Consider the following 20,168-nt stretch of genomic DNA (forward strand, 5'->3'; position numbering starts at 1 on the left):
GGCCTACAGCCAAACGCAGGCCCGATAAGCGTGAGCGCCATAGGGCATTGGTTATAGCTGCGTCGCGCTGAAGTAGTGTTCAGGCTTCGCGATACAATCCTGCGCAGCCACGACCTGCAGCTCATACTCGTGCATTTTTTTGGTAGCAATCATCACTTCGTACACCGCCGCCGTCACGTGCTCCAACGCCTGCTGTAAAGACGCGCCCTGCAGCAGTTTAACCAACAATAAGCCGCTGGTGACATCACCCACGCCAACCGGTTGACGAGCGCCAAAATCGACTAACGGTCGGCTGATATGCCATGCCTGTTCAGCAGTAACTAACAGCATCTCGAAACGATCTGCGCTGATACCCGCGCGAGCCAGGTGCTTCACCAGCACAATCTCTGGTCCCTGAGCGATGAGCTCACGCGCTGCCGCCACGGCCTCATTGACATTGTTCACCGCATGCTCGCACAGAATTTCGAGCTCAACCAAATTCGGGGCGATAATATCGCTGGCTGGAAGCGCATGGCGTACATGAAACTCCGCTACGCCCGGCGCGACGATACACCCTTTTTCCGGATGGCCCATCACCGGGTCACAAAAATATTTCGCCTGCGGATTGGCCGCTTTTACTTTGCGTACAATACCCAGAATATGCTCGCCCTGTTCAGCCGAGCCAAGATAGCCGCTCAGTACTGCGTCACAAGTCTGGAGTTTATCGATATCGGCAATGCCCTGGACAATGTCAGTCAGATGACTCGGCGGCATAACGCAACCGGTCCATTTGCCGTACTGTGTGTGGTTAGAAAACTGAACGGTATTCAGCGGCCAGACATTTGCGCCAAGACGACGCATTGGAAATTCTGCTGCACTGTTGCCCGCATGACCAAAAACAACGTGGGACTGGATGGCGAGGATATTCTTCATTTTACTTACCACAACCCTGAAAAAATAAAGGGGCGTAGTTTCCCACGCCCCTGCTAACTAAATCTTACTTCCAGCAAATCAGACAATAGTTCTTCTTGCCACGGCGCAGTAAGGTGTAGCGCCCGAACAGGATATCACTCTCCTGGAAGAAATATTCCGGATCGGATTGCTTCTCACCGTTGATGGTCACCGCATTAGACGCGATAGTCTTACGTGCCTGGCCGCGAGAAGGTTGCAGCTCGGAGTCCACCAGCGCCTGCATCAGATCGGCACCTTTGTCCATCTCGATCATCGGCACGCCATCCTGCGCCAGCTGTTCGAAATCCGCTTCGCTCAAGTCGCTCAGATTACCGTTGAACAAGCTTTCGGTAATACGTTTTGCCGCTACCAGACCTTCTTCGCCGTGAACCAGACGCGTTACTTGCTCAGCCAGAACATACTGGGCGCGCGGCGCTTTACCGCTATTTTTATCTTCTTCTTCCAGCGCATTGATCTCTTCAATGTCCATGAAGGTGAAGAATTTCAGGAAGCGATAAACATCCGCATCGGCGGTATTGATCCAGAACTGGTAGAATTTGTACGGACTGGTTTTCTTCGGATCCAGCCACACAGCGCCGCCTTCCGTCTTACCGAATTTCGTGCCGTCAGCTTTAGTGATCAACGGAACGGTCAGACCAAACACCTGGTTCTGGTGCAGGCGACGGGTCAAATCGATACCCGAAGTAATGTTGCCCCACTGGTCAGAACCGCCAATCTGCAGCGCAACACCGTGCAGTTTGTTCAGGCAGGCAAAGTCATAACCCTGCAGCAGGTTGTAAGAAAACTCGGTAAAAGAGATCCCCTGATCGTCACGGTTCAGACGCTGCTTCACCGCTTCTTTGTTGATCATCTGGTTAACGGAGAAGTGTTTGCCGATATCACGCAGGAAAGTCAGTACATTCATACTGCCAAACCAGTCATAGTTGTTCGCAGCAATCGCCGAGTTGTCGCCACAGTCGAAATCGAGGAACGGTGCAACCTGTTTGCGGATTTTATCCACCCACTCCTGCACGGTGTCTTCGGTATTCAGTTTACGCTCAGCGGCTTTAAAGCTCGGGTCACCAATCAGACCGGTTGCGCCGCCCACCAGTGCGACAGGTTTATGGCCTGCCTGCTGGAAGCGTTTCAGGCATAACAATGGAACCAGATGCCCCAAATGCAAGCTGTCAGCGGTAGGATCGAAGCCGCAATAGAGCGCGATCGGGCCTTGCGCCAGTCGCTCTGCTAACGCTTCCTCGTCCGTCACCTGGGCCACCAGCCCCCGCTCTTGCAATTGTTTAATCAAGTTACTGCTTGCCATCAAAATCTCCATGTATAAAACGACTGCACCTTAGCCGGTACACGACTTTTCGCCTGATGCGAAAGAAACATAGAATAAAGCGCCGGATTGTTCAGCACCAGCGCTTAAAACAAGAATTTTGCATCTTTAGGGGGCCAGGCGATCAATTTTCCACGCGTTATCTTCGCGTTGGTATAAAAAACGATCGTGCAGACGGTTTTCGCCACCCTGCCAGAACTCCATCTGCTCAATACTCACGCGAAAGCCTCCCCAGAAACTGGGCAGTGGAACGTCCCCTTGCTGAAACTTCTGCTTCAGTTCGAGGAATTTGCTTTCCAGAATACCGCGCGCGGAGATCCGACTGGATTGCTTAGAGACCCAGGCGCCAATCTGGCTATCACGTGGGCGACTGTGGAAGTATTTCACCACTTCCAGCGTGGACAGGCGCTCAGCCTTGCCGATCACCATCACCTGCCGTTCCAGCGTATGCCAGGGAAACAGGAGGCTGATGCGTGGGTTTTTCTCAATCTGATGTGCCTTACGGCTACCGAGGTTGGTATAGAAAACCAGCCCTTTATCATCATAATGTTTAAGCAACACGATACGCTGATAAGGCTGACCGTTTTCATCGACGGTAGCAACGACCATCGCAGTGGGATCGGCCAGTTTGGCGTCACAGGCTTGCCCCAGCCAGCGCTCGAACAGCGCAAGGGGCTCGGCGGGAAGATCGCGGCGGCGGAGACCGCCTTTCGTGTATTCACGGCGCAAATGCGCGATTTGCTGCAATTCGTCGTTATCAGACATGATGTTGGCTACGGATTGTCAGTGGGTGACGCTATTGTGCGCCGCCCAGGTGAAAATCTCAACGCTTCGGGTTCTGTAACTGACAGTTATTTAGCACAATTCTGTCTCGTTTATAGACCGTTGCCTCATCGCCTTTAGACCAGAAGACGTAAATACCATCGGTATAGCGAGCACCTGATGCCGACACGCCCTGTTTGAGGTTCAATAGCTGATTATCATAAACAAAACTCGCCATCTGACGGGTATTGTTCAGCTTCACGGTAAGCGGTTTTTCGTCACAGCGGTATTCAAGCGTATCCGTTTGCATACGCTCGACAAATTGGTTGTACACGCTGCACCCGCTAAGCAGTACCGGCAGACACACTAACAACAGTTTTTTCATAGCCATATCCTGAAGACTTTCCTGGTCCTGGAGGGTAATGGCACCCTCCCTAATATCCCTAGTTTATCGACATATGGCGCTGAATAATTTCAGTTAACTCTGAGTTCGTGGGTTAGCGGGATAAATCGCCCCTAAAACGCTCGGTTCTGATGCGCCGGTCACGGAAGGCAGATTTCCCGGTAATCCCGCCAGCGTTCGCCACGCCAGCCAGGCAAAAGCCAGGGCCTCCATATCATCGCCGCTGATCCCAGCCTCATCGGTTGAAGTGACCTCTGTCCCTGGCAATAATGCCGCCAGACGCATCATCAGCAGCGGATTACGGCTGCCGCCGCCGCATACCATTAGCCGTTCACAGCCTCCGCTTAGCAAGACCTGCTCGGAAATGGTCACGGCCGTCAGTTCGGCAAGCGTCGCCTGCACATCCCGCGGGCTTATTCCCGGGAACTGCGCCATATGACGTTCTATCCAGCCATAATTGAAATACTCGCGGCCAGTGCTTTTCGGCGCAGGCGCAGAAAAATAAGGATCGTTAAGCATATTTTGCAGTAAAGGCAGGATCACCGTTCCCGATGTGGCCCACTGCGCATCTTTGTCGTAGGGTTGGCCGCATTGCCGCCAGATCCAGGCATCCATCAGCATATTGCCCGGCCCGGTGTCGTAACCGCGAACGGGTTGCTGTGGGATAAGCAGAGACAGATTGGCAATTCCGCCGATGTTTAGCACCATCCGCCGCTCCGTTGGATGAGCCAACAGCGCCTGATGAAAAGCGGGAACCAACGGCGCGCCCTGCCCGCCGAGAGCGATATCGCGGCGACGAAAATCGCCGATCACCGTTATCCCGGTACGCGCGACGATTTGATTGTTGTCGCCAATTTGCAGCGTGTGCGGCGCGATTCCCGTCGGTTCATGCCACACGGTTTGCCCATGGCAGCCAATCGCAACGATCTCCTGCGGTTTCAATTTTTCCTGTGCCAACAGCGCATTCACCGCCTCGGCAAACAGATAACCGAGCTGTGCGTCAAGTTGGCCAAACTGCGATAGCGTAAGCTGCTGCCCCTGACAGATATCCAGGATCGCCTGCTTTATATGGAGAGGGATAGGCCAGGTCAGACTCGCCTGTTGCGCAACCATCGTTTCATCTATTGTCGCCAGCACAACATCGACACCATCAAGGCTGGTTCCAGACATTACACCGATAAAACGGCCCGATTTCATATGTCATCCTTTTAAGCAAATTAGCCTTGACACTCAACCATAAAGTGCCGACTAATGCCATGCTTCCTTAATGATTTTTGAGGGCTAATCATTACAATGGACGCTTTATTACATCAATTATATGAATGATTCGTTTATACTCGGTATATCCGATTTCGGTTAAGATTTTCATATTGTTCCAGTAGAACATGTGACCTTAGGCTCACAAGTGCCATATAATTTAGCCATGAAGGGTGCTTTATTAGCGTTTCGTGGTGTTAAAGGAGATTTGTAAATGATTAAACGTGTGCTGATTGTTGCATTAATGGGTGTGTCTTTGGCGGGCTGCGTTAACAATGATAGCCTTTCAGGCGACGTATACACCGCATCCGAAGCGAAACAAGTTCAGAACGTTACCTACGGTACAATTGTTCATGTTCGTCCGGTGCAAATCCAGGGTGGCGATGACGCAAACGTGATTGGCGCCATTGGTGGTGCGGTACTCGGCGGGTTCCTGGGTAACACCGTCGGCGGCGGTACGGGTCGTTCATTAGCCACGGCGGCTGGCGCAGTTGCCGGTGGCGTAGCGGGTCAAGGCGTACAAGGTGCGATGAATAAAACCCAGGGTGTAGAACTGGAAATCCGTAAGGACGACGGTAATACTATCATGGTGGTTCAGAAACAGGGTGCGACCAAGTTCTCAGCTGGCCAGCGCGTTGTTATGGCTAACAACGGCAGCCAGGTTACCGTGTCTCCACGTTAATCGAATTCACGTGTGGTCAGGCTCTGGCCACACGTCATCTTATCGTTTCAGCCCTGTGACTGCAGTTCAATAATATTGTGTTCCAGTCTGGCGACCAGTTTAATCAGCAGATCAATTTCCTCAGCTGAAATCCCTTCCAAAATTTCTCCACGCGTCTTGTTGATAACCGCTTCCATATCTGCAATCAGCGGCTCTGCTTTTTCTGTCAGTTTAATTCTCTTTGCCCGACGATCGCTGGCGCAAGTCTGTCGTGAAATGAGTCCCTTTTCTTCCAGCTGGTCAAGCGTGCGTACCAACGAAGGCTGCTCGATGCCAATCGCTTTAGCCAACTGAATCTGCGATTGATCAGGCGGCAATTGATGAATGTTGTGCAGCGTAACCCAATGCGTCTGCGTCAACTCCAGAGGTTTCAGGCGATGGTCAATCAGAGCACGCCAAATGCGCACCAACCGTGCCAGATCAGAACCTAATGGCGATTCCAATTTCATCTCCTTATAATTAGCTTGCTAAGTTATTATGCTGATTTTAGAATAGTGTGCAGCATTTGTATTCCCAAAACAAATGTATTGCCAAATTTGCTTACCGGCTGACATTTTTTCAGACATTATGCGTTACAGAGACTCATTGTCTCTTTTTTGCTAAACCTATAGCAATGCTCTCTTCCGCCAAGGATTTTGCCCGTGAAGTTTATGTTTAATGCAACAGGATTGCCCCTACAAGATTTAATGATCGGAGCATCTGTCTACTTCCCTCCTGTTTTCAAGGCGTTTGTAGCAGGATTTATTCTCTGGCTGGTTGTTCATCGCCTGCTACGCGACTGGATTTACTCCGGCGAAATCTGGCATCCCCTGTTAATGGATTTGTCACTCTTTACGCTTTGCGTATGTCTGGCCTTTGTAATGCTGATTGTGTGGTGATTATGTCGCTTAAAACCATTAAATACTTCTCCACCATTATAGTCGCTGCCATCGCAGTTTTCGCCGGATGGTGGATGTGGAATTACTATATGCAATCGCCCTGGACACGTGATGGCAAAGTGCGTGCTGAGCAGGTCAGCATCACGCCGCAGGTCTCAGGCAGCATTAGCGAACTCAATATAAAAGATAACCAGTTTGTGAACAAAGGCGATGTCCTTTTTATCATCGATAAGACGCCGTTTCACATTGCTGAACTAAATGCGCAAGCGCAGCTGGCGAAGGCACAGTCCGATCTGGCGAAAGCCAATAACGAAGCCAACCGCCGCCGTCATTTATCGCAAAATTATATCTCAGCCGAAGATCTGGATACTGCTAACCTCAACGTGAAAGCCATGCAGGCCAGCGTTGAAGCAGCCGAGGCCAGCCTGCGCCAGGCACAGTGGCAACTGACGCAGACGGTGGTCAAAGCGCCCGTAGCGGGCTGGGTCACCAACCTTTCAACTCGTACTGGAGACTACGCCTCAACCGGTAAGCCCCTGTTTGCCCTTGTCGACAGCCACTCTTTCTATGTGATGGGGTATTTTGAAGAAACCAAGTTGCGCCACATTCGTGAAGGTGCGCCTGCGGTTATCACGCTCTACAGCGGCAACATAAAGTTACAGGGTCACGTATCCAGTGTTGGTCGCGCCATCTACGACCAAAGTGTGGAAAGCGATTCCGGTCTGATTCCCGACATCAAACCCAATGTGCCGTGGGTGCGTCTGGCCCAACGCGTTCCGGTCCGCATCGAATTCGACGCTCTGCTGCAGGATGTCACCCTGGTTTCTGGTACGACCTGCAGCGTGTCTATCGGCCAGCGTAAATGAAACTGTCCCACCTGATGCCAGGCCATTGGCCGTGGTTTAAAGCCACGGTAGCGCAGTGGCGTTATGCGTTGCGAAATACCATTGCGATGTGTCTGGCGTTAACGTTCGCCTATTACCTGAATCTGGATGAGCCCTACTGGGCGATGACCTCGGCGGCAGTGGTCAGCTTTCCCACCGTCGGCGGGGTTATCAGCAAAAGTCTGGGTCGTGTTGCGGGTAGCTTGCTGGGTGCCACCGCCGCGTTGATTATTGCCGGTCATACCCTCAATGAGCCGTGGTTGTTTTTGCTGAGCATGTCAGTGTGGATCGGTTTTTGTACCTGGGCATGCGCGCATTTCACCAATAACGTCGCCTATGCCTTTCAACTGGCCGGTTATACGGCGGCGATCATTGCTTTTCCCATGGTCAATACCATAGAGATTACGCAGTTGTGGGATATCGCTCAGGCCCGCGTATGCGAGGTCATCGTCGGTATCCTGTGCGGCGGCATGATGATGATGATCCTCCCCAGCACCTCCGATGGCACTACGCTGCTTACCGCGCTGAAAAACATGCATTCGCGTTTACTGGAGCATGCCAGCTTACTCTGGCAACCGGAGACAACAGATGCGATTCGCACAGCTCATGAAGGTGTTATCGGTCAGATTCTTACCATGAACCTGCTGCGTATTCAGGCGTTCTGGAGTCACTATCGTTTTCGCCGTCAAAATGCGTTGCTCAATTCGCTGTTGCATCAGCAGTTACGTATGACCAGCGTGATCTCCAGTCTGCGCAGGATGCTCCTGAACTGGCCCAATCCCCCAGCTAATACCCGGGAAATCATCGAACAACTGCTCAGCGAGCTGGTCAAATCCAATACCGACACCTACACCGTCGCGCGTATTATCGTCCCCCTGCGTCCTCTCGATGCGCGCGACTATCGGCACGTCGCCTTCTGGCAACGACTGCGTTATTTTTGTCGGCTGTACTTACGCAGCAGTCATTATCTGCATTTACTGGAAAATGGCGTTACCGCCGAGCGTATTACTATCGCCCGCACGCCAGGACTTGCCCGTCATACCGATAATGCGGAAGCTCTCTGGAGCGGATTGCGTACGTTCTGTACACTGATGCTTATCGGCGCATGGAGCATTGGCGCGCAATGGGAATCAGGCTCTGGCGCACTAACGCTCGCGGCCATCAGCAGCGTGCTCTATTCCGCCGTAGCCACGCCGTTCAAGTCACTTTCTTTGCTGATGCGCACGTTGGTTCTGCTGTCGCTGTTTAGCTTTGTGGTTAAGTTTGGCCTGATGGTGCAAATCTCTGACCTCTGGCAATTCATTCTGTTTCTCTTCCCGTTGCTCGCTACCATGCAACTCCTGAAGCTACAAATGCCAGCGCTGGCGGGTCTTTGGGGACAGCTAATCGTGTTTATGGGATCGTTTATCGCGGTGACTAATCCGCCGGTTTATGATTTTGCTGATTTCCTGAATGACAATATGGCGAAAATCACCGGCGTGGCGCTATCGTGGCTGGCATTCGCCATTCTGCGGCCTGGATCGGATGCGCGGAAAGGCCGCCGCCATATTCGCGCCCTGCGCCGGGATTTTGTCGATCAGCTCAGCCGACATCCCTCGCTCAGCGAAAACGAATTTGAGTCGCTGACCTATCACCACGTCAGCCAGCTCAGCAACAGTCAGGATGCCCTGGCGCGACGCTGGCTATTGCGTTGGGGGGTTGTCTTGCTGAACTGCTCGCACGTGGTGTGGCAACTGCGCACCTGGGAGGTGCGTTCAGATCCTCTGGCTCACGTCAGAGACGTGTGTATTTCGTTGCTTCGCGACGTAATGAGTGAGCGCGGCGTCCAGCAACGACCGCTGAATGCCACGCTGAGTGAGCTACAGCGTATTTGCGACACGCTCGCCCACCATCATCAACCTGCGGCGCAGGAACTGTCGGCGCTTATCTGGCGACTACACTGCTCGCTTTCGCAGCTCGAACAGGCGCCTCCGCCGGGTACGCTAGGCAATTGATTATTTGATAACGCCACAGGCGTAGCGCGCTCCGCCACCGCCAAGCGGTTTTGGTTGATCGGACATATTATCGCCACCGACATGGATCATCAGCGCTTTGCCTTTAACCTCATCGAGCGTTTTCAGCCGCGGCGCAATGACCGGTGTTGTGGCGTTACCGTCGTTATTCACCACCAGCAGCGGCAGGTCACCCATGTGGCCTGCGCCTTCGGGGCCTTCGTGCTTGCCGGTTTGGTGCGGATCATAATGGCCTCCAGCCGATTCCGCGGCTGAGGCTTTTCCTTCTTTAATCGCCGGTTGGCAACTGCCATTCGCATGCACATGGAAGCCATGTTCACCCGGCGGCAGCGCTTTCAGATCGGGCGTAAACTCCAGCCCTTTCCCGGTTTCAGCAATAGTGACCGTACCAATCGCCTGGCCGACACCTTGCGACGTTACCAGATTCATCGTCACTTTTTCTTCACTGGCAGCCTGCGCACCTGCACAGGCGAGTAGAGTAATAATGGCCAAACTCAAACGCTTCATAAGACCTCCGTCCAAAAGGTGTCTGATTGATAAGTGTAAACCAGTGACACAAATTTGAACGGAGAAGCGTCAAAAACGCGATTACGGTACGTCGTAACCCAGCGCAGCTTTGCGAATACGGAACCACTGCTGGCGAGACATGTTCAATGACTCAGACTCAACGGCAGCGCGTACACGCTCTATCTTCCCTGAGCCAATAATCGGCAGCGGCTGAGACGGCAGACGTAAAATCCAGGCGTACACCACCTGCTCAATGGACTGCGCGTTTAACTCTTCTGCGATTGTGGCAAGTTCATTACGTAATGGCTGGAACGCATCGTCATTAAACAGACGACCACCGCCGAGGCAGGACCAGGCCATCGGACGAATGCGCAGTTGTTGCAGTTGATCTAAAGTACCATCCAGCAGGAGCGGCTGATGTACCGGTGAGATCTCAACCTGGTTAGTCGCCAGCGTGAACGGCAGACGCGATTGCAGCAGTGAGAACTGTGCCGGGGTGAAGTTAGATACGCCAAAGTGACGCACTTTTCCGCTATGGTGCAATTTTTTGAACGCGTCAGCGACGTCGTCCGCATCCATGAGCGGATCGGGACGGTGGATGAGCAGCAAATCAATATGATCGGTCGCCAGTAACTTCAACGATGCTTCCGCACTGGCAATGATATGCGCGCTGTCGGTGATGTAATGACCCAGCGCATTTTCCGTGCGCGCCGTCGTGGCGATCCCGCACTTGGTAACAATCTGCATTTTTTCACGCAGATGCGGGGCCAGCTTCAGTGCCTCACCAAACGCCGCTTCACACTGGTATCCGCCGTAAATATCGGCGTGATCGACGGTGGTAACGCCCAGATCCAGATGTTCTTCAATAAAGCTGACTAGCTGGCGCGCGGACATATTCCAGTCCATCAGGCGCCAATACCCCATTACAAAGCGAGAAAATTCCGGACCTTGCGGCGCAATAGTAATACGCTGAACCATAGCAGCTTCCTTATAAGTGAATGTGCATCGAGTATACGCAATTACGCTTTTAAAAGAGTGAAGGTTGTTGCGGTTCTTCCGAAGGGTTGGCTTTGTTTGCTCGTAATTTACGCATCAGGCGCTGACGACAAAGCCGTAGCACTTCCTGCTTTTCGGCATCGCTCATCTTTTGCCAGTTAAAACGCTCATCCCGACTGCGAAAACAGCCGCGGCAAAAACCGCGCTCGTCAGACTGACATATTCCACGGCATGGGCTCTGGACGGGGAAAAACTCCAGCTGTTCGGCCACATCCCCTCCTTTCGTAAGATTGATATACCTATTGAAGACGTTAACTGAATTTCTCGCAAGCGCTATTGCATTAGACCGACTGGTCTATTACACTCCTTCCCATGAACAAAATCACTGAACACGATACACGCGAACATCTGCTGGCGACGGGCGAACTGCTGTGTATGCAGCGCGGCTTCACCGGCATGGGCTTAAGCGAACTACTGAAAACCGCTGAAGTCCCCAAAGGTTCGTTTTATCACTATTTTCGCTCTAAAGAAGCGTTCGGTGTTGCGATGCTGGAACGCCACTATGCGGCCTATCATCAGCGACTGGCTACGCACTTTGATACGGGGGCAGGAAACTATCGCGACCGTATTCTGGCCTACTATCAGGAAACCCTGAACCAGTTTAGCCAGCACGGCATTATCAGCGGTTGTTTAACCGTAAAACTGTCTGCCGAAGTGTGCGATCTGTCAGAAGATATGCGCACGGCGATGGATAAAGGCGCGCGGCACATTATTGCGCTGTTAGCGCAGGCGCTGGAGAAAGGTCAGGCAAACCATTGTCTGTCCTTTGTTGGCGAGCCGTTACAGCAGGCGCAGGTATTGTATGCGCTGTGGCTGGGCGCCAACCTGCAGGCCAAGATTTCTCGTAGCGCCACCCCGCTGGAAAATGCGCTGGCGCACGTTAAAACCATCATTACTACGCCTGCCGTTTAACAGGCGTTTTTATTTCTTTTATTACTAGACGACCGGTCTATTCAGGAGTGCCATATGTCATCTGAAAAACTTTTTTCCCCACTGAAAGTGGGTGCTATTACGGCAGCAAACCGCGTATTCATGGCGCCACTGACGCGTCTGCGCAGCATTGAGCCTGGCGACATCCCTACTCCGCTGATGGCCGAGTATTACCGTCAACGCGCCAGCGCGGGTCTTATCATCAGTGAAGCTACACAGATTTCCGCGCAGGCGAAAGGCTATGCGGGGGCACCCGGCTTACACAGCGAAGCGCAAATTGCCGCATGGAAAAAAATCACCGCTGCCGTACATGCGGAGCAAGGTCATATTGCGGTCCAGTTGTGGCATACCGGGCGCATCTCTCACGCCAGTCTGCAGCCCAACGGTCAGGCACCGGTCGCACCTTACGCGATTAGCGCCGGAACCCGGACCTCGCTTCGTGATGAAAATGGTCTGGCAACGCGTGCGGATACCTCAATGCCGCGTGCGCTGGAAACTGAAGAAATTCCTGGCATCGTTAATGACTTCCGTCAGGCGATTGCCAACGCGCGCGAAGCGGGTTTCGACATGGTTGAACTGCACTCCGCTCACGGCTATCTGCTGCACCAGTTCCTGTCGCCAACGTCTAACCAGCGTACCGATCAATACGGCGGCAGCGTCGAAAATCGTGCACGTCTGGTGCTGGAAGTTGTCGATGCCGGTATTAAAGAATGGGGTGCCGATCGCATTGGTATTCGCGTATCTCCGATTGGCTCATTCCAGAACGTTGACAACGGGCCGAACGAAGAAGCCGATGCGCTGTATCTGATTGAACAACTGGGCAAGCGCGGAATCGCTTACCTGCATATGTCTGAGCCGGACTGGGCTGGCGGCGAGCCGTATTCCGATGCGTTTCGCGAAAAAGTTCGTGCACGTTTCCACGGTCCGATCATTGGTGCGGGTGCCTACACACCTGAAAAAGCAGAAGCACTGATCGAGAAGGGCCTGATCGACGCCGTTGCTTTTGGTCGCGCCTATATCGCTAACCCGGATCTGGTTGCGCGCCTGCAGCGTAAAGCGGAGCTGAATCCGCAACGTGCCGAAAGCTTCTACGGCGGCGGCGCGGAAGGTTACACCGATTATCCTACCCTCTAACGTCACAAACTCCGTTCTGCCATTGATAGCGGCGTAACAACGCCGCTATACTAAAACAACATTTTGAATGTATTAGCCATTTTCGAAGGGGAAAAAGATGCGTTTACTTCATACCATGCTGCGCGTGGGTGACCTGCAGCGTTCCATCGAGTTTTATACCAACGTGCTGGGCATGAAGCTGCTGCGTACCAGCGAAAACCCTGAATACAAATACTCCCTGGCCTTTGTCGGCTACGGCCCTGAAACCAGCGAAGCCGTGATCGAACTGACCTATAACTGGGGTGTCGACAAGTATGAGCTGGGCACTGCCTACGGCCATATCGCCCTGAGCGTAGACAACGCAGCCGAAGCCTGTGAACGTATTCGTCAGAATGGCGGTAACGTCACGCGTGAAGCCGGTCCGGTAAAAGGCGGCACCACCGTAATTGCGTTCGTTGAAGATCCAGACGGTTACAAAATTGAACTGATCGAAGAGAAAGACGCCGGGCGCGGCCTGGGCGACTAACCTCCCCACGGGCGCAGATCGTCTGTGCCCGTAGTTTTATACTCATCATTTTGCCATAATACGCGCTGCAATTTTCCCGTATTAAGAGACCCAGATGTCCGATAACGCTCAACTTTCCGGTCTGTGTGACCGTTTTCGTGGTTTTTATCCTGTCGTCATTGATGTCGAAACCGCAGGGTTCAATGCCAAAACCGATGCGCTGCTTGAGATCGCAGCCATCACACTGAAAATGGATGAACAAGGCTGGCTGATGCCGGACACGACGTTACATTTCCACGTAGAGCCATTTGAAGGCGCGAATTTGCAGCCGGAAGCCCTCGCCTTTAACGGAATTGACCCTAACAATCCGCTACGCGGCGCGGTCAGCGAATATGACGCTCTGCATGCCATCTTTAAAATGGTGCGTAAAGGCATTAAAGACAGCGGCTGCAATCGGGCGATCATGGTGGCGCATAACGCTACGTTCGACCACAGTTTTATGATGGCCGCAGCAGAACGCGCCTCGCTCAAACGTAATCCATTTCATCCGTTCGTCACCTTTGATACTGCGGCCTTAAGCGGCCTGTCTCTGGGGCAAACTGTGTTATCGAAAGCGTGCCTGGCGGCAGGAATGGAATTTGACGGGACTCAGGCGCACTCGGCGCTGTATGACACCGAACGGACGGCCGTGCTGTTTTGCGAAATTGTTAACCGCTGGAAACGTCTCGGCGGCTGGCCTCTTCCCGTGCCTGAAGAGGCATAGCGGACCGATAAAAAAAGCGACCATCACGAGGTCGCTTTTTTATTTACGCTGATATTATTCAGCGTCCGGCTCTTCGGTTTTGTATTTCGCCGCTGTTTCTTTAATCAGCTGCTGCAACTCACCGCGCTGGTACATTTCGATCAAAATGTCACAGCCGCCAACCAGCTCGCCATCAACCCACAGCTGCGGGAAGGTTGGCCAATTTGCGTATTTCGGCAGCTCGGCGCGAATATCCGGGTTCTGCAGAATATCAACATAAGCAAAGCGTTCACCACAGGCGGACAGCGCCTGCACAGCCTGAGCGGAGAAACCGCAGCTTGGCAGTTTAGGGGAACCTTTCATGTACAGGAGAATCGGGTTTTCAGCGATCTGGCGCTGGATTTTTTCGATAGTGGTGCTCATTATCTTGCTTCCTTAAACTTCTTTTACGGCAGTAGTCTGACATTGTAGCGGGTCAGACAGGCAACGGAAAATAACATTTTCATTACGCGTTATTATTTTATCCCCTGACGCCAAAAGTTGCATTCACAATCTCATTTATCCCCTTAAAGCCTGTGGATTTGATTATTCGTTCACCAACGCCAACTTTAATTGCTGATTTTTTTTGCGGTCGGTTACGAAACGTAGTTTTAAACAAAAAAGCTATTAACTTTCCCTCTTTCTATAGATTAGAATCATCAAGTTTTGAAAATCACACGCAGGCATGATAGACCTGCCTTACCAGAGGATTGCTCAGTGGCGCGGATAAACCGAATCTCGATCACGCTCTGTGCTTTACTTTTTACTACACTGCCCTTTACGCCCATGGCTCATGCTTCCAAGCAGGCCAGGACGACACCTACCCATTCCCACACCATCAAAACGGTAGATAAAAAGAAAAGCGCAACAACCAGCCAAAAAACAACAAAGACCAGCAAAAAAACGGCGACAAAAACCACCAGCAAAACCAGCACCAAAACCGCTTCCTCTTCTAAACATCGCACTGCCGCTCCAGCAAAGTCGACTAAAACGGCAAACCGTCGTGGTAAAAACACCGCAGCACAAACCGCTGCCGTTACCTGGACTGAAAAATGCACGCCGCGCAAAGGTCATAAGCCGCGCTGTGTAAAAGTGAAAACCACCGCACCAACGACGCTGGCTGACGCGCATAAAGTGAAAGTGCAGAAAGCCACTAAAACCGCCATGTCCACGCTGATGAACCAAATCGGCAAGCCTTATCGCTGGGGCGGCACCTCACCAAGAACCGGGTTTGACTGCAGCGGTCTGGTCTATTACGCCTATAAAGATCTGGTGAAATTCCGCATTCCACGCACTGCGAACGAAATGTATCATCTGCGCGATGCAGCGCCGATTGAACGTGGCGAACTGAAAAATGGCGATCTGGTATTTTTCCGTACCCAGGGGCGTGGAACTGCCGATCACGTTGGCGTTTATGTTGGCAACGGTAAGTTTATTCAGTCACCGCGCAGCGGTCAGGAAATTCAAATCACCTCTCTGAGTGAAGATTACTGGCAGCGCCACTATGTGGGCGCTCGTCGGGTAATGACGCCAAAAACAATTCGTTAAAAACTTACCCTACAGTACATGCTGTAGGGTAAGTTCTTCTTTTGCATAACCTTTCAATTTGCTACCCTATCCTTACTCACAATGAGGCTATTGTGTGTACTCAATATAAATAATAAGGAGAGAAGCAATGTCGTTTGAATTACCTGCATTACCGTATGCCAAAGATGCTCTGGCACCGCACATTTCTGCCGAAACGCTGGAATATCACTATGGCAAACACCATCAAACTTACGTGACTAATCTGAACAACCTGATTAAAGGCACGGCGTTTGAAGGCAAATCACTGGAAGAGATCGTACGTAGCTCTGAAGGCGGTGTATTCAATAACGCAGCACAGGTATGGAACCACACGTTCTACTGGAACTGCCTGGCACCGAACGCAGGTGGCGAACCTACCGGTAAACTGGCCGAAGCAATTGCCGCCTCCTTTGGCAGCTTTGCGGATTTCAAAGCGCAGTTCACCGATGCCGCTATTAAAAACTTCGGTTCTGGCTGGACCTGGCTGGTAAAAGGAACGGATGGCAAACTGGCTATCGTTTCCACCTCCAATGCAGGTACACCGCTGACCACCGACGCGACGCCGCTGATGACCGTTGACGTGTGGGAACACGCCTACTACATCGATTATCGCAATGCCCGTCCTGGCTACCTGGAAAACTTCTGGGCGCTGGTGAACTGGGAATTTGTTGCGAAGAACTTCGCAGCATAAAAAAGATGACGCAGAAGGAGAACCCTTCTGCGTTTTAGCATTAATTCGCGGAAGTGAAAGCCTCTTCAGGCTGTTTGCGCGCCGAGATAAAGACCAGCAGCAGCGCAAGTCCCGCCACAATTGCCCCCATCACCGGAACAAAGCTATAGCCCAACCCACCGGAAATCACCGCCCCACCGGCCGCGGCACCCAGAGCATTCCCCAGATTAAACGCGCCAATGTTGACTGACGATGATAATCCAGGCGCTTCGCTGGCAACGCGCATCACACGCATCTGCAACGGCGGAACGACCGCAAACGTCGCTGCCCCCCAGATGACCATACTAACTGCCGCACCCAGCTCATTACGCGCCAGGAAAGGAATGGCCAGCATAATAACCATCAGCAGCAGTAAAAAGCCTTTCAGCGTACCGTTGACGGAACGGTCAGCCAGTTTGCCACCAAGATAGTTACCGATTGAGAAGCCAACGCCAATCAGCACCAGCATACCGGTCACAAACGCCGGTGTGGCATGGGTGATCGTATGTAACACTGGCGAGATATAGGTATAAAGCGTGAACATCGCCCCGGCTCCCAGAACGGTCGTCAGCAGCGCCGACAGCACCTGCGGACGCATAAGTACCGCCAGTTCGCTACGGACATCCGGGCGCTCTCCCGCCCCACCTTTGGGTAATGAGAAGAACAGGCTGACCATGGCGATGACGCCCAGACCCGCCGTTGCCATAAACGACATACGCCAACCGATGGTTTCACCAAGCCAGGTCGCCGCAGGAACACCGCCGATATTGGCAATGGTCAACCCCATAAACATGGTTGCCACGGCGCTGGCCTGCCTATGTTTGGGTACTACGCTTGCAGCGACAATGGAGCCAAGACCAAAAAATGCTCCATGGTTCAGACTGGTCAAAATACGCGATAACATCAGGGTGGTGTAATCCGGCGAGATAGCCGAAAGCACGTTGCCCAGCGTGAAAATCGCCATCAGGAATATCAACGCATTACGTCGCGCACGATGAGACAGCAGTAATGTCATCAGCGGAGCACCCACCATCACCCCAACCGCATACGCGCTGATTAACATTCCGGCCGCGGGAATCGAGACATCCACACCTTTGGCAATGACGGGCAATAATCCCATTGGCGAAAATTCAGTGGTGCCAATGCCAAACGCGCCGATCGCCAGCGCCAGTAAAGGATAATTGAGTTTCATATTTCGACTCCGTAACGTCGAGTCGGGGCGCGACATAAAATAAGAGTCAAAAGCATGACATTGATCGCAAAATTAATAAAGTTAACAAAATTGCAAAAGACTTTTGCTTATTCGCAAACAATCGACGGGAAAGGCAAGCGGAAAGGATGAGGGAGAGCGAACTCCCTCGGGGGAAATCAATGCAGCGCTGCGGTCAGGCCACCCGCGACGATCAAACCCAGAACAATAATGGTAGTCACTAACGAAAATTTCAGATCGGTGCTCATCAAGTTTTCTCCTTTTTATTCCCACACAAAAAGTGATATTGCGCATTTTTACACACTTGAAAGCAAAAATCTCTCACGATTTATATTGATAACTGCTTTTAACTCTTCCCCTTTTCGTTAAGATCAGACAAAATTCCACGCTTACTTGATTAGCGTACCGGCCATTGACCCCTTCCTGACGTTCCGTGTCGTTTTCCCGGCGTGCCGCAACCCTTACGTTGCGCTAAGGGTGTGTTAAGGCAAACGTTTACCTGGAGTATTCTCAGGAGCTTAGGATATGGTCTGGAGTGAGATGTAATGGCAACAATTAAAGATGTAGCGAAGCGAGCAAACGTTTCCACTACAACCGTATCACACGTAATTAACAAGACGCGCTTTGTCGCGGAAGAAACGCGTAATGCTGTCTGGGCGGCGATCAAAGAGCTGCACTATTCTCCGAGCGCCGTGGCGCGCAGCCTGAAGGTGAATCACACCAAGTCTATTGGCTTGCTGGCCACCAGCAGCGAAGCGGCCTATTTCGCTGAAATTATCGAAGCCGTTGAGAAAAACTGTTTCCAGAAAGGCTATACCCTGATTCTGGGTAACGCATGGAACAGCCTCGAAAAACAGCAGGCTTATCTGTCAATGATGGCGCAAAAGCGCGTTGATGGTCTGCTGGTGATGTGTTCTGAGTATCCGGAGTCGCTGCTTTCGATGCTCGAAGAGTACCGCCATATTCCGATGGTCGTCATGGACTGGGGCGAAGCTAAAGCCGACTTTACCGATACGGTCATTGATAACGCCTTCGAAGGCGGTTATATGGCGGGTCGGTATCTGGTAGAACGCGGTCATCGTGAGATTGGCGTGATCCCAGGCCCAATGGAGCGTAATACCGGAGCCGGGCGTCTGGCAGGCTTTATGAAAGCGATGGAAGAAGCGCTGATTAAAGTTCCTGAAAACTGGATTGTGCAGGGCGATTTTGAGCCTGAATCGGGCTATCGCGCCATGCAGCAAATTCTGTCACAGTCGCATCGTCCGACCGCCGTCTTCTGCGGTGGCGATATCATGGCGATGGGTGCGCTGTGCGCCGCTGACGAGATGGGACTGCGCGTACCGCAGGATGTTTCGCTCATCGGTTACGACAACGTGCGCAACGCCCGCTTCTTCACGCCGGCTCTGACGACCATTCACCAGCCTAAAGATTCACTGGGGGAAACGGCCTTCAACATGCTGTTAGACCGTATCGTGAATAAACGTGAAGAGTCGCAGTCTATCGAGGTTCATCCGCGCCTGGTAGAACGCCGCTCCGTTGCCGACGGCCCGTTCCGCGATTACCGTCGTTAAGACTGTTGTGCGGGAGCCTCATCAGGCTCCCGCAACCATTCCTTATTCAGTGTTTCACTATCCCCTAAATAGTCCAGCAGCCAGCTCAATGCCGGCGACGTATCGTTCTGTTGCCATGTCAGGCAGCATGCGGCATCAGGAAATGGATTCTCCAGCTGTAGCGCGACCCATTTGCCGCTATCAATCCACGGTTTGGCAAAATGCGTCGGTACCATGCCCACGCACAAACCTGCAGATAAACAAGTAGCAGAAGATTCCCAGTCAGGCACCACAACGCGCTTTTGGTTATCCAGCAGCCAGGTAATACGCTTAGGAAGCGTACGCGACGTGTCTTCACGCACCAGCGACGGCCAGTTGCGCAACGTGTCGTCGCTTAGCGGTCCGGGCATTGACGCCAATGGATGATGGCTTGCCACCACGCAGCTCCAGCTCAGCATTCCCATGTCGCGGAAGGTATAGCGTCCCCCCACCGGAATCGCCTGCGTGGCGCCGATTGCCAGCTCAACGCGCCCATCGGACAGCGCATCCCAGACACCGTTAAACACCTCCTGGAAAACCAGCAGTTCGACATCATCAAAATGACGATAGAAATCCACGATCATCTGTCGGGTACGATCCGGGCGGACAATGTTATCTACCGCGATCGCCAACTGCCCGCGCCAGCCGTTGGCAATTTGCTGACATTGCTGGCGGGTGATCTGCATTTTTTTGATAACAGAGCGGCCTTCTTTGAGAAACCATGCACCGGCAGGCGTCAATTCCACATCCCGATGGCGTCGCTCAAAAAGCGGCACCGCCAGCCATTCTTCCAGTTGACGCACGGTGTAGCTTACCGCCGAGGGTACGCGGTGCAACTCCTGCGCGGCCGAACTAAAGCTACCGTTACGCGCAACCGCATCCACAACTTCAAGTGAATATTCCGACCACATATTCTGCCCACAAAAAATTTGAAATCAGTAAGCAAATATTAGCGTTTCACAGCAAGAATTACACTCACTACACTCAGCGGCATTGTTCTACTGCTAAAAAAAGAG

Annotated in this window: 23 protein-coding genes and 1 pseudogene; 11 read left to right on the top strand and 13 right to left on the bottom strand. The window is 52.4% G+C overall.

What is annotated here, in order from left to right; all coding sequences use genetic code 11:
* Positions 1-51 precede the first annotated feature (51 nt).
* The 5 genes from pdxY to anmK all read right to left on the bottom strand — a co-directional run bounded on the left by pdxY (position 52) and on the right by anmK (position 4,631).
* Entirely contained in the window at positions 52-912 is an 861-nt protein-coding gene (gene pdxY, locus HV334_RS13070) for a pyridoxal kinase PdxY (RefSeq protein ID WP_019076734.1), read from the bottom strand.
* A gap of 64 nt (positions 913-976) precedes the next feature.
* Positions 977-2,251, bottom strand: coding sequence for a tyrosine--tRNA ligase (gene tyrS / locus HV334_RS13075; protein WP_003836431.1), 1,275 nt, complete (start codon positions 2,249-2,251; stop codon positions 977-979).
* Positions 2,252-2,377: 126 nt separating this feature from the next.
* On the bottom strand, positions 2,378-3,034 hold the full coding sequence (pdxH, locus tag HV334_RS13080; protein ID WP_047500532.1) for a pyridoxamine 5'-phosphate oxidase: 657 nt from the start codon (positions 3,032-3,034) through the stop codon (positions 2,378-2,380).
* 58 nt (positions 3,035-3,092) lie between these two features.
* The gene (mliC, locus tag HV334_RS13085; RefSeq protein ID WP_085951051.1) at positions 3,093-3,422 is read right to left on the bottom strand and encodes a C-type lysozyme inhibitor; all 330 of its coding nucleotides are present in this window, start codon (positions 3,420-3,422) and stop codon (positions 3,093-3,095) included.
* Positions 3,423-3,509: 87 nt separating this feature from the next.
* Positions 3,510-4,631, bottom strand: a complete 1,122-nt coding sequence (gene anmK / locus HV334_RS13090; RefSeq protein ID WP_016152999.1) for an anhydro-N-acetylmuramic acid kinase — start codon at positions 4,629-4,631, stop codon at positions 3,510-3,512.
* Positions 4,632-4,905: 274 nt separating this feature from the next.
* Here anmK and slyB point away from each other — a divergent pair, with 274 nt between their 5' ends.
* Entirely contained in the window at positions 4,906-5,373 is a 468-nt protein-coding gene (gene slyB, locus HV334_RS13095; protein ID WP_046276343.1) for an outer membrane lipoprotein SlyB, read from the top strand.
* 47 nt (positions 5,374-5,420) lie between these two features.
* On the opposite strand, the gene slyA is transcribed toward slyB, so the two are convergent.
* On the bottom strand, positions 5,421-5,861 hold the full coding sequence (slyA, locus tag HV334_RS13100) for a transcriptional regulator SlyA (RefSeq protein WP_019076732.1): 441 nt from the start codon (positions 5,859-5,861) through the stop codon (positions 5,421-5,423).
* 192 nt (positions 5,862-6,053) lie between these two features.
* On the opposite strand from slyA, the gene HV334_RS13105 reads away from it, so the two are divergent.
* From HV334_RS13105 to HV334_RS13115, 3 genes and pseudogenes are all read left to right on the top strand, one after another.
* The gene (locus tag HV334_RS13105; protein ID WP_016156432.1) at positions 6,054-6,290 is read left to right on the top strand and encodes a DUF1656 domain-containing protein; all 237 of its coding nucleotides are present in this window, start codon (positions 6,054-6,056) and stop codon (positions 6,288-6,290) included.
* Positions 6,291-6,292: 2 nt separating this feature from the next.
* Complete coding sequence (locus HV334_RS13110) at positions 6,293-7,156, top strand: HlyD family secretion protein (protein ID WP_219916534.1); 864 nt, start codon at positions 6,293-6,295, stop codon at positions 7,154-7,156.
* Positions 7,153-9,193 (top strand): annotated as a pseudogene (locus HV334_RS13115) (FUSC family protein). The gene HV334_RS13110 and the pseudogene HV334_RS13115 overlap by 4 nt, the downstream one beginning before the upstream one ends.
* On the opposite strand, the gene sodC reads toward HV334_RS13115, so the two are convergent.
* From sodC to HV334_RS13130, 3 genes are all read right to left on the bottom strand, one after another.
* On the bottom strand, positions 9,169-9,693 hold the full coding sequence (gene sodC, locus HV334_RS13120; protein WP_016156429.1) for a superoxide dismutase [Cu-Zn] SodC: 525 nt from the start codon (positions 9,691-9,693) through the stop codon (positions 9,169-9,171). The pseudogene HV334_RS13115 and the gene sodC overlap by 25 nt on opposite strands.
* 81 nt (positions 9,694-9,774) lie before the next feature.
* Positions 9,775-10,671, bottom strand: a complete 897-nt coding sequence (locus HV334_RS13125) for an aldo/keto reductase family oxidoreductase (RefSeq protein ID WP_016152993.1) — start codon at positions 10,669-10,671, stop codon at positions 9,775-9,777.
* 49 nt (positions 10,672-10,720) lie between these two features.
* Entirely contained in the window at positions 10,721-10,960 is a 240-nt protein-coding gene (locus HV334_RS13130; protein WP_016156428.1) for a DUF1289 domain-containing protein, read from the bottom strand.
* A 101-nt stretch (positions 10,961-11,061) separates the two neighbouring features.
* Between HV334_RS13130 and HV334_RS13135 the strand changes: the two genes are divergently transcribed.
* From HV334_RS13135 to rnt, 4 genes are all read left to right on the top strand, one after another.
* On the top strand, positions 11,062-11,661 hold the full coding sequence (locus HV334_RS13135) for a TetR/AcrR family transcriptional regulator (RefSeq protein ID WP_016152991.1): 600 nt from the start codon (positions 11,062-11,064) through the stop codon (positions 11,659-11,661).
* A 54-nt stretch (positions 11,662-11,715) separates the two neighbouring features.
* Complete coding sequence (locus tag HV334_RS13140; RefSeq protein ID WP_181220468.1) at positions 11,716-12,813, top strand: alkene reductase; 1,098 nt, start codon at positions 11,716-11,718, stop codon at positions 12,811-12,813.
* Between the two features lie 97 nt (positions 12,814-12,910).
* Positions 12,911-13,318, top strand: coding sequence for a lactoylglutathione lyase (gene gloA / locus HV334_RS13145; protein WP_003029198.1), 408 nt, complete (start codon positions 12,911-12,913; stop codon positions 13,316-13,318).
* Between the two features lie 94 nt (positions 13,319-13,412).
* Complete coding sequence (gene rnt, locus HV334_RS13150) at positions 13,413-14,060, top strand: ribonuclease T (protein ID WP_016152990.1); 648 nt, start codon at positions 13,413-13,415, stop codon at positions 14,058-14,060.
* Between the two features lie 54 nt (positions 14,061-14,114).
* Here rnt and grxD read toward each other — a convergent pair whose 3' ends face one another.
* On the bottom strand, positions 14,115-14,462 hold the full coding sequence (gene grxD / locus HV334_RS13155) for a monothiol glutaredoxin 4 (RefSeq protein ID WP_003832760.1): 348 nt from the start codon (positions 14,460-14,462) through the stop codon (positions 14,115-14,117).
* A gap of 333 nt (positions 14,463-14,795) precedes the next feature.
* Between grxD and HV334_RS13160 the strand changes: the two genes are divergently transcribed.
* Both HV334_RS13160 and sodB read left to right on the top strand, forming a co-directional pair.
* Entirely contained in the window at positions 14,796-15,626 is an 831-nt protein-coding gene (locus tag HV334_RS13160; RefSeq protein ID WP_019076728.1) for a C40 family peptidase, read from the top strand.
* A 127-nt stretch (positions 15,627-15,753) separates the two neighbouring features.
* Positions 15,754-16,335 (top strand): superoxide dismutase [Fe], encoded by a 582-nt coding sequence (gene sodB, locus HV334_RS13165; RefSeq protein WP_016152988.1) that lies wholly within the window; start codon positions 15,754-15,756, stop codon positions 16,333-16,335.
* A 40-nt stretch (positions 16,336-16,375) separates the two neighbouring features.
* Here the strand turns inward: sodB and HV334_RS13170 are convergent, their stop codons facing one another.
* Both HV334_RS13170 and cydH read right to left on the bottom strand, forming a co-directional pair.
* Positions 16,376-17,545, bottom strand: a complete 1,170-nt coding sequence (locus HV334_RS13170) for an MFS transporter (protein ID WP_181220469.1) — start codon at positions 17,543-17,545, stop codon at positions 16,376-16,378.
* Between the two features lie 176 nt (positions 17,546-17,721).
* Positions 17,722-17,811 carry a cytochrome bd-I accessory subunit CydH gene (cydH, locus tag HV334_RS13175; protein ID WP_003029209.1) on the bottom strand — a complete coding sequence of 30 codons (90 nt, stop codon included), beginning with the start codon at positions 17,809-17,811 and terminating at the stop codon, positions 17,722-17,724.
* A 297-nt stretch (positions 17,812-18,108) separates the two neighbouring features.
* On the opposite strand from cydH, the gene purR reads away from it, so the two are divergent.
* Positions 18,109-19,134, top strand: coding sequence for an HTH-type transcriptional repressor PurR (gene purR / locus HV334_RS13180; RefSeq protein ID WP_003832757.1), 1,026 nt, complete (start codon positions 18,109-18,111; stop codon positions 19,132-19,134).
* Here the strand turns inward: purR and punR are convergent.
* On the bottom strand, positions 19,131-20,063 hold the full coding sequence (punR, locus tag HV334_RS13185; protein WP_019076726.1) for a DNA-binding transcriptional activator PunR: 933 nt from the start codon (positions 20,061-20,063) through the stop codon (positions 19,131-19,133). The genes purR and punR overlap by 4 nt on opposite strands.
* Positions 20,064-20,168 lie beyond the last annotated feature (105 nt).

Source organism: Citrobacter sp. RHBSTW-00944 (assembly GCF_013615435.1).
In the GTDB taxonomy this organism is placed as follows: domain Bacteria; phylum Pseudomonadota; class Gammaproteobacteria; order Enterobacterales; family Enterobacteriaceae; genus Citrobacter; species Citrobacter braakii.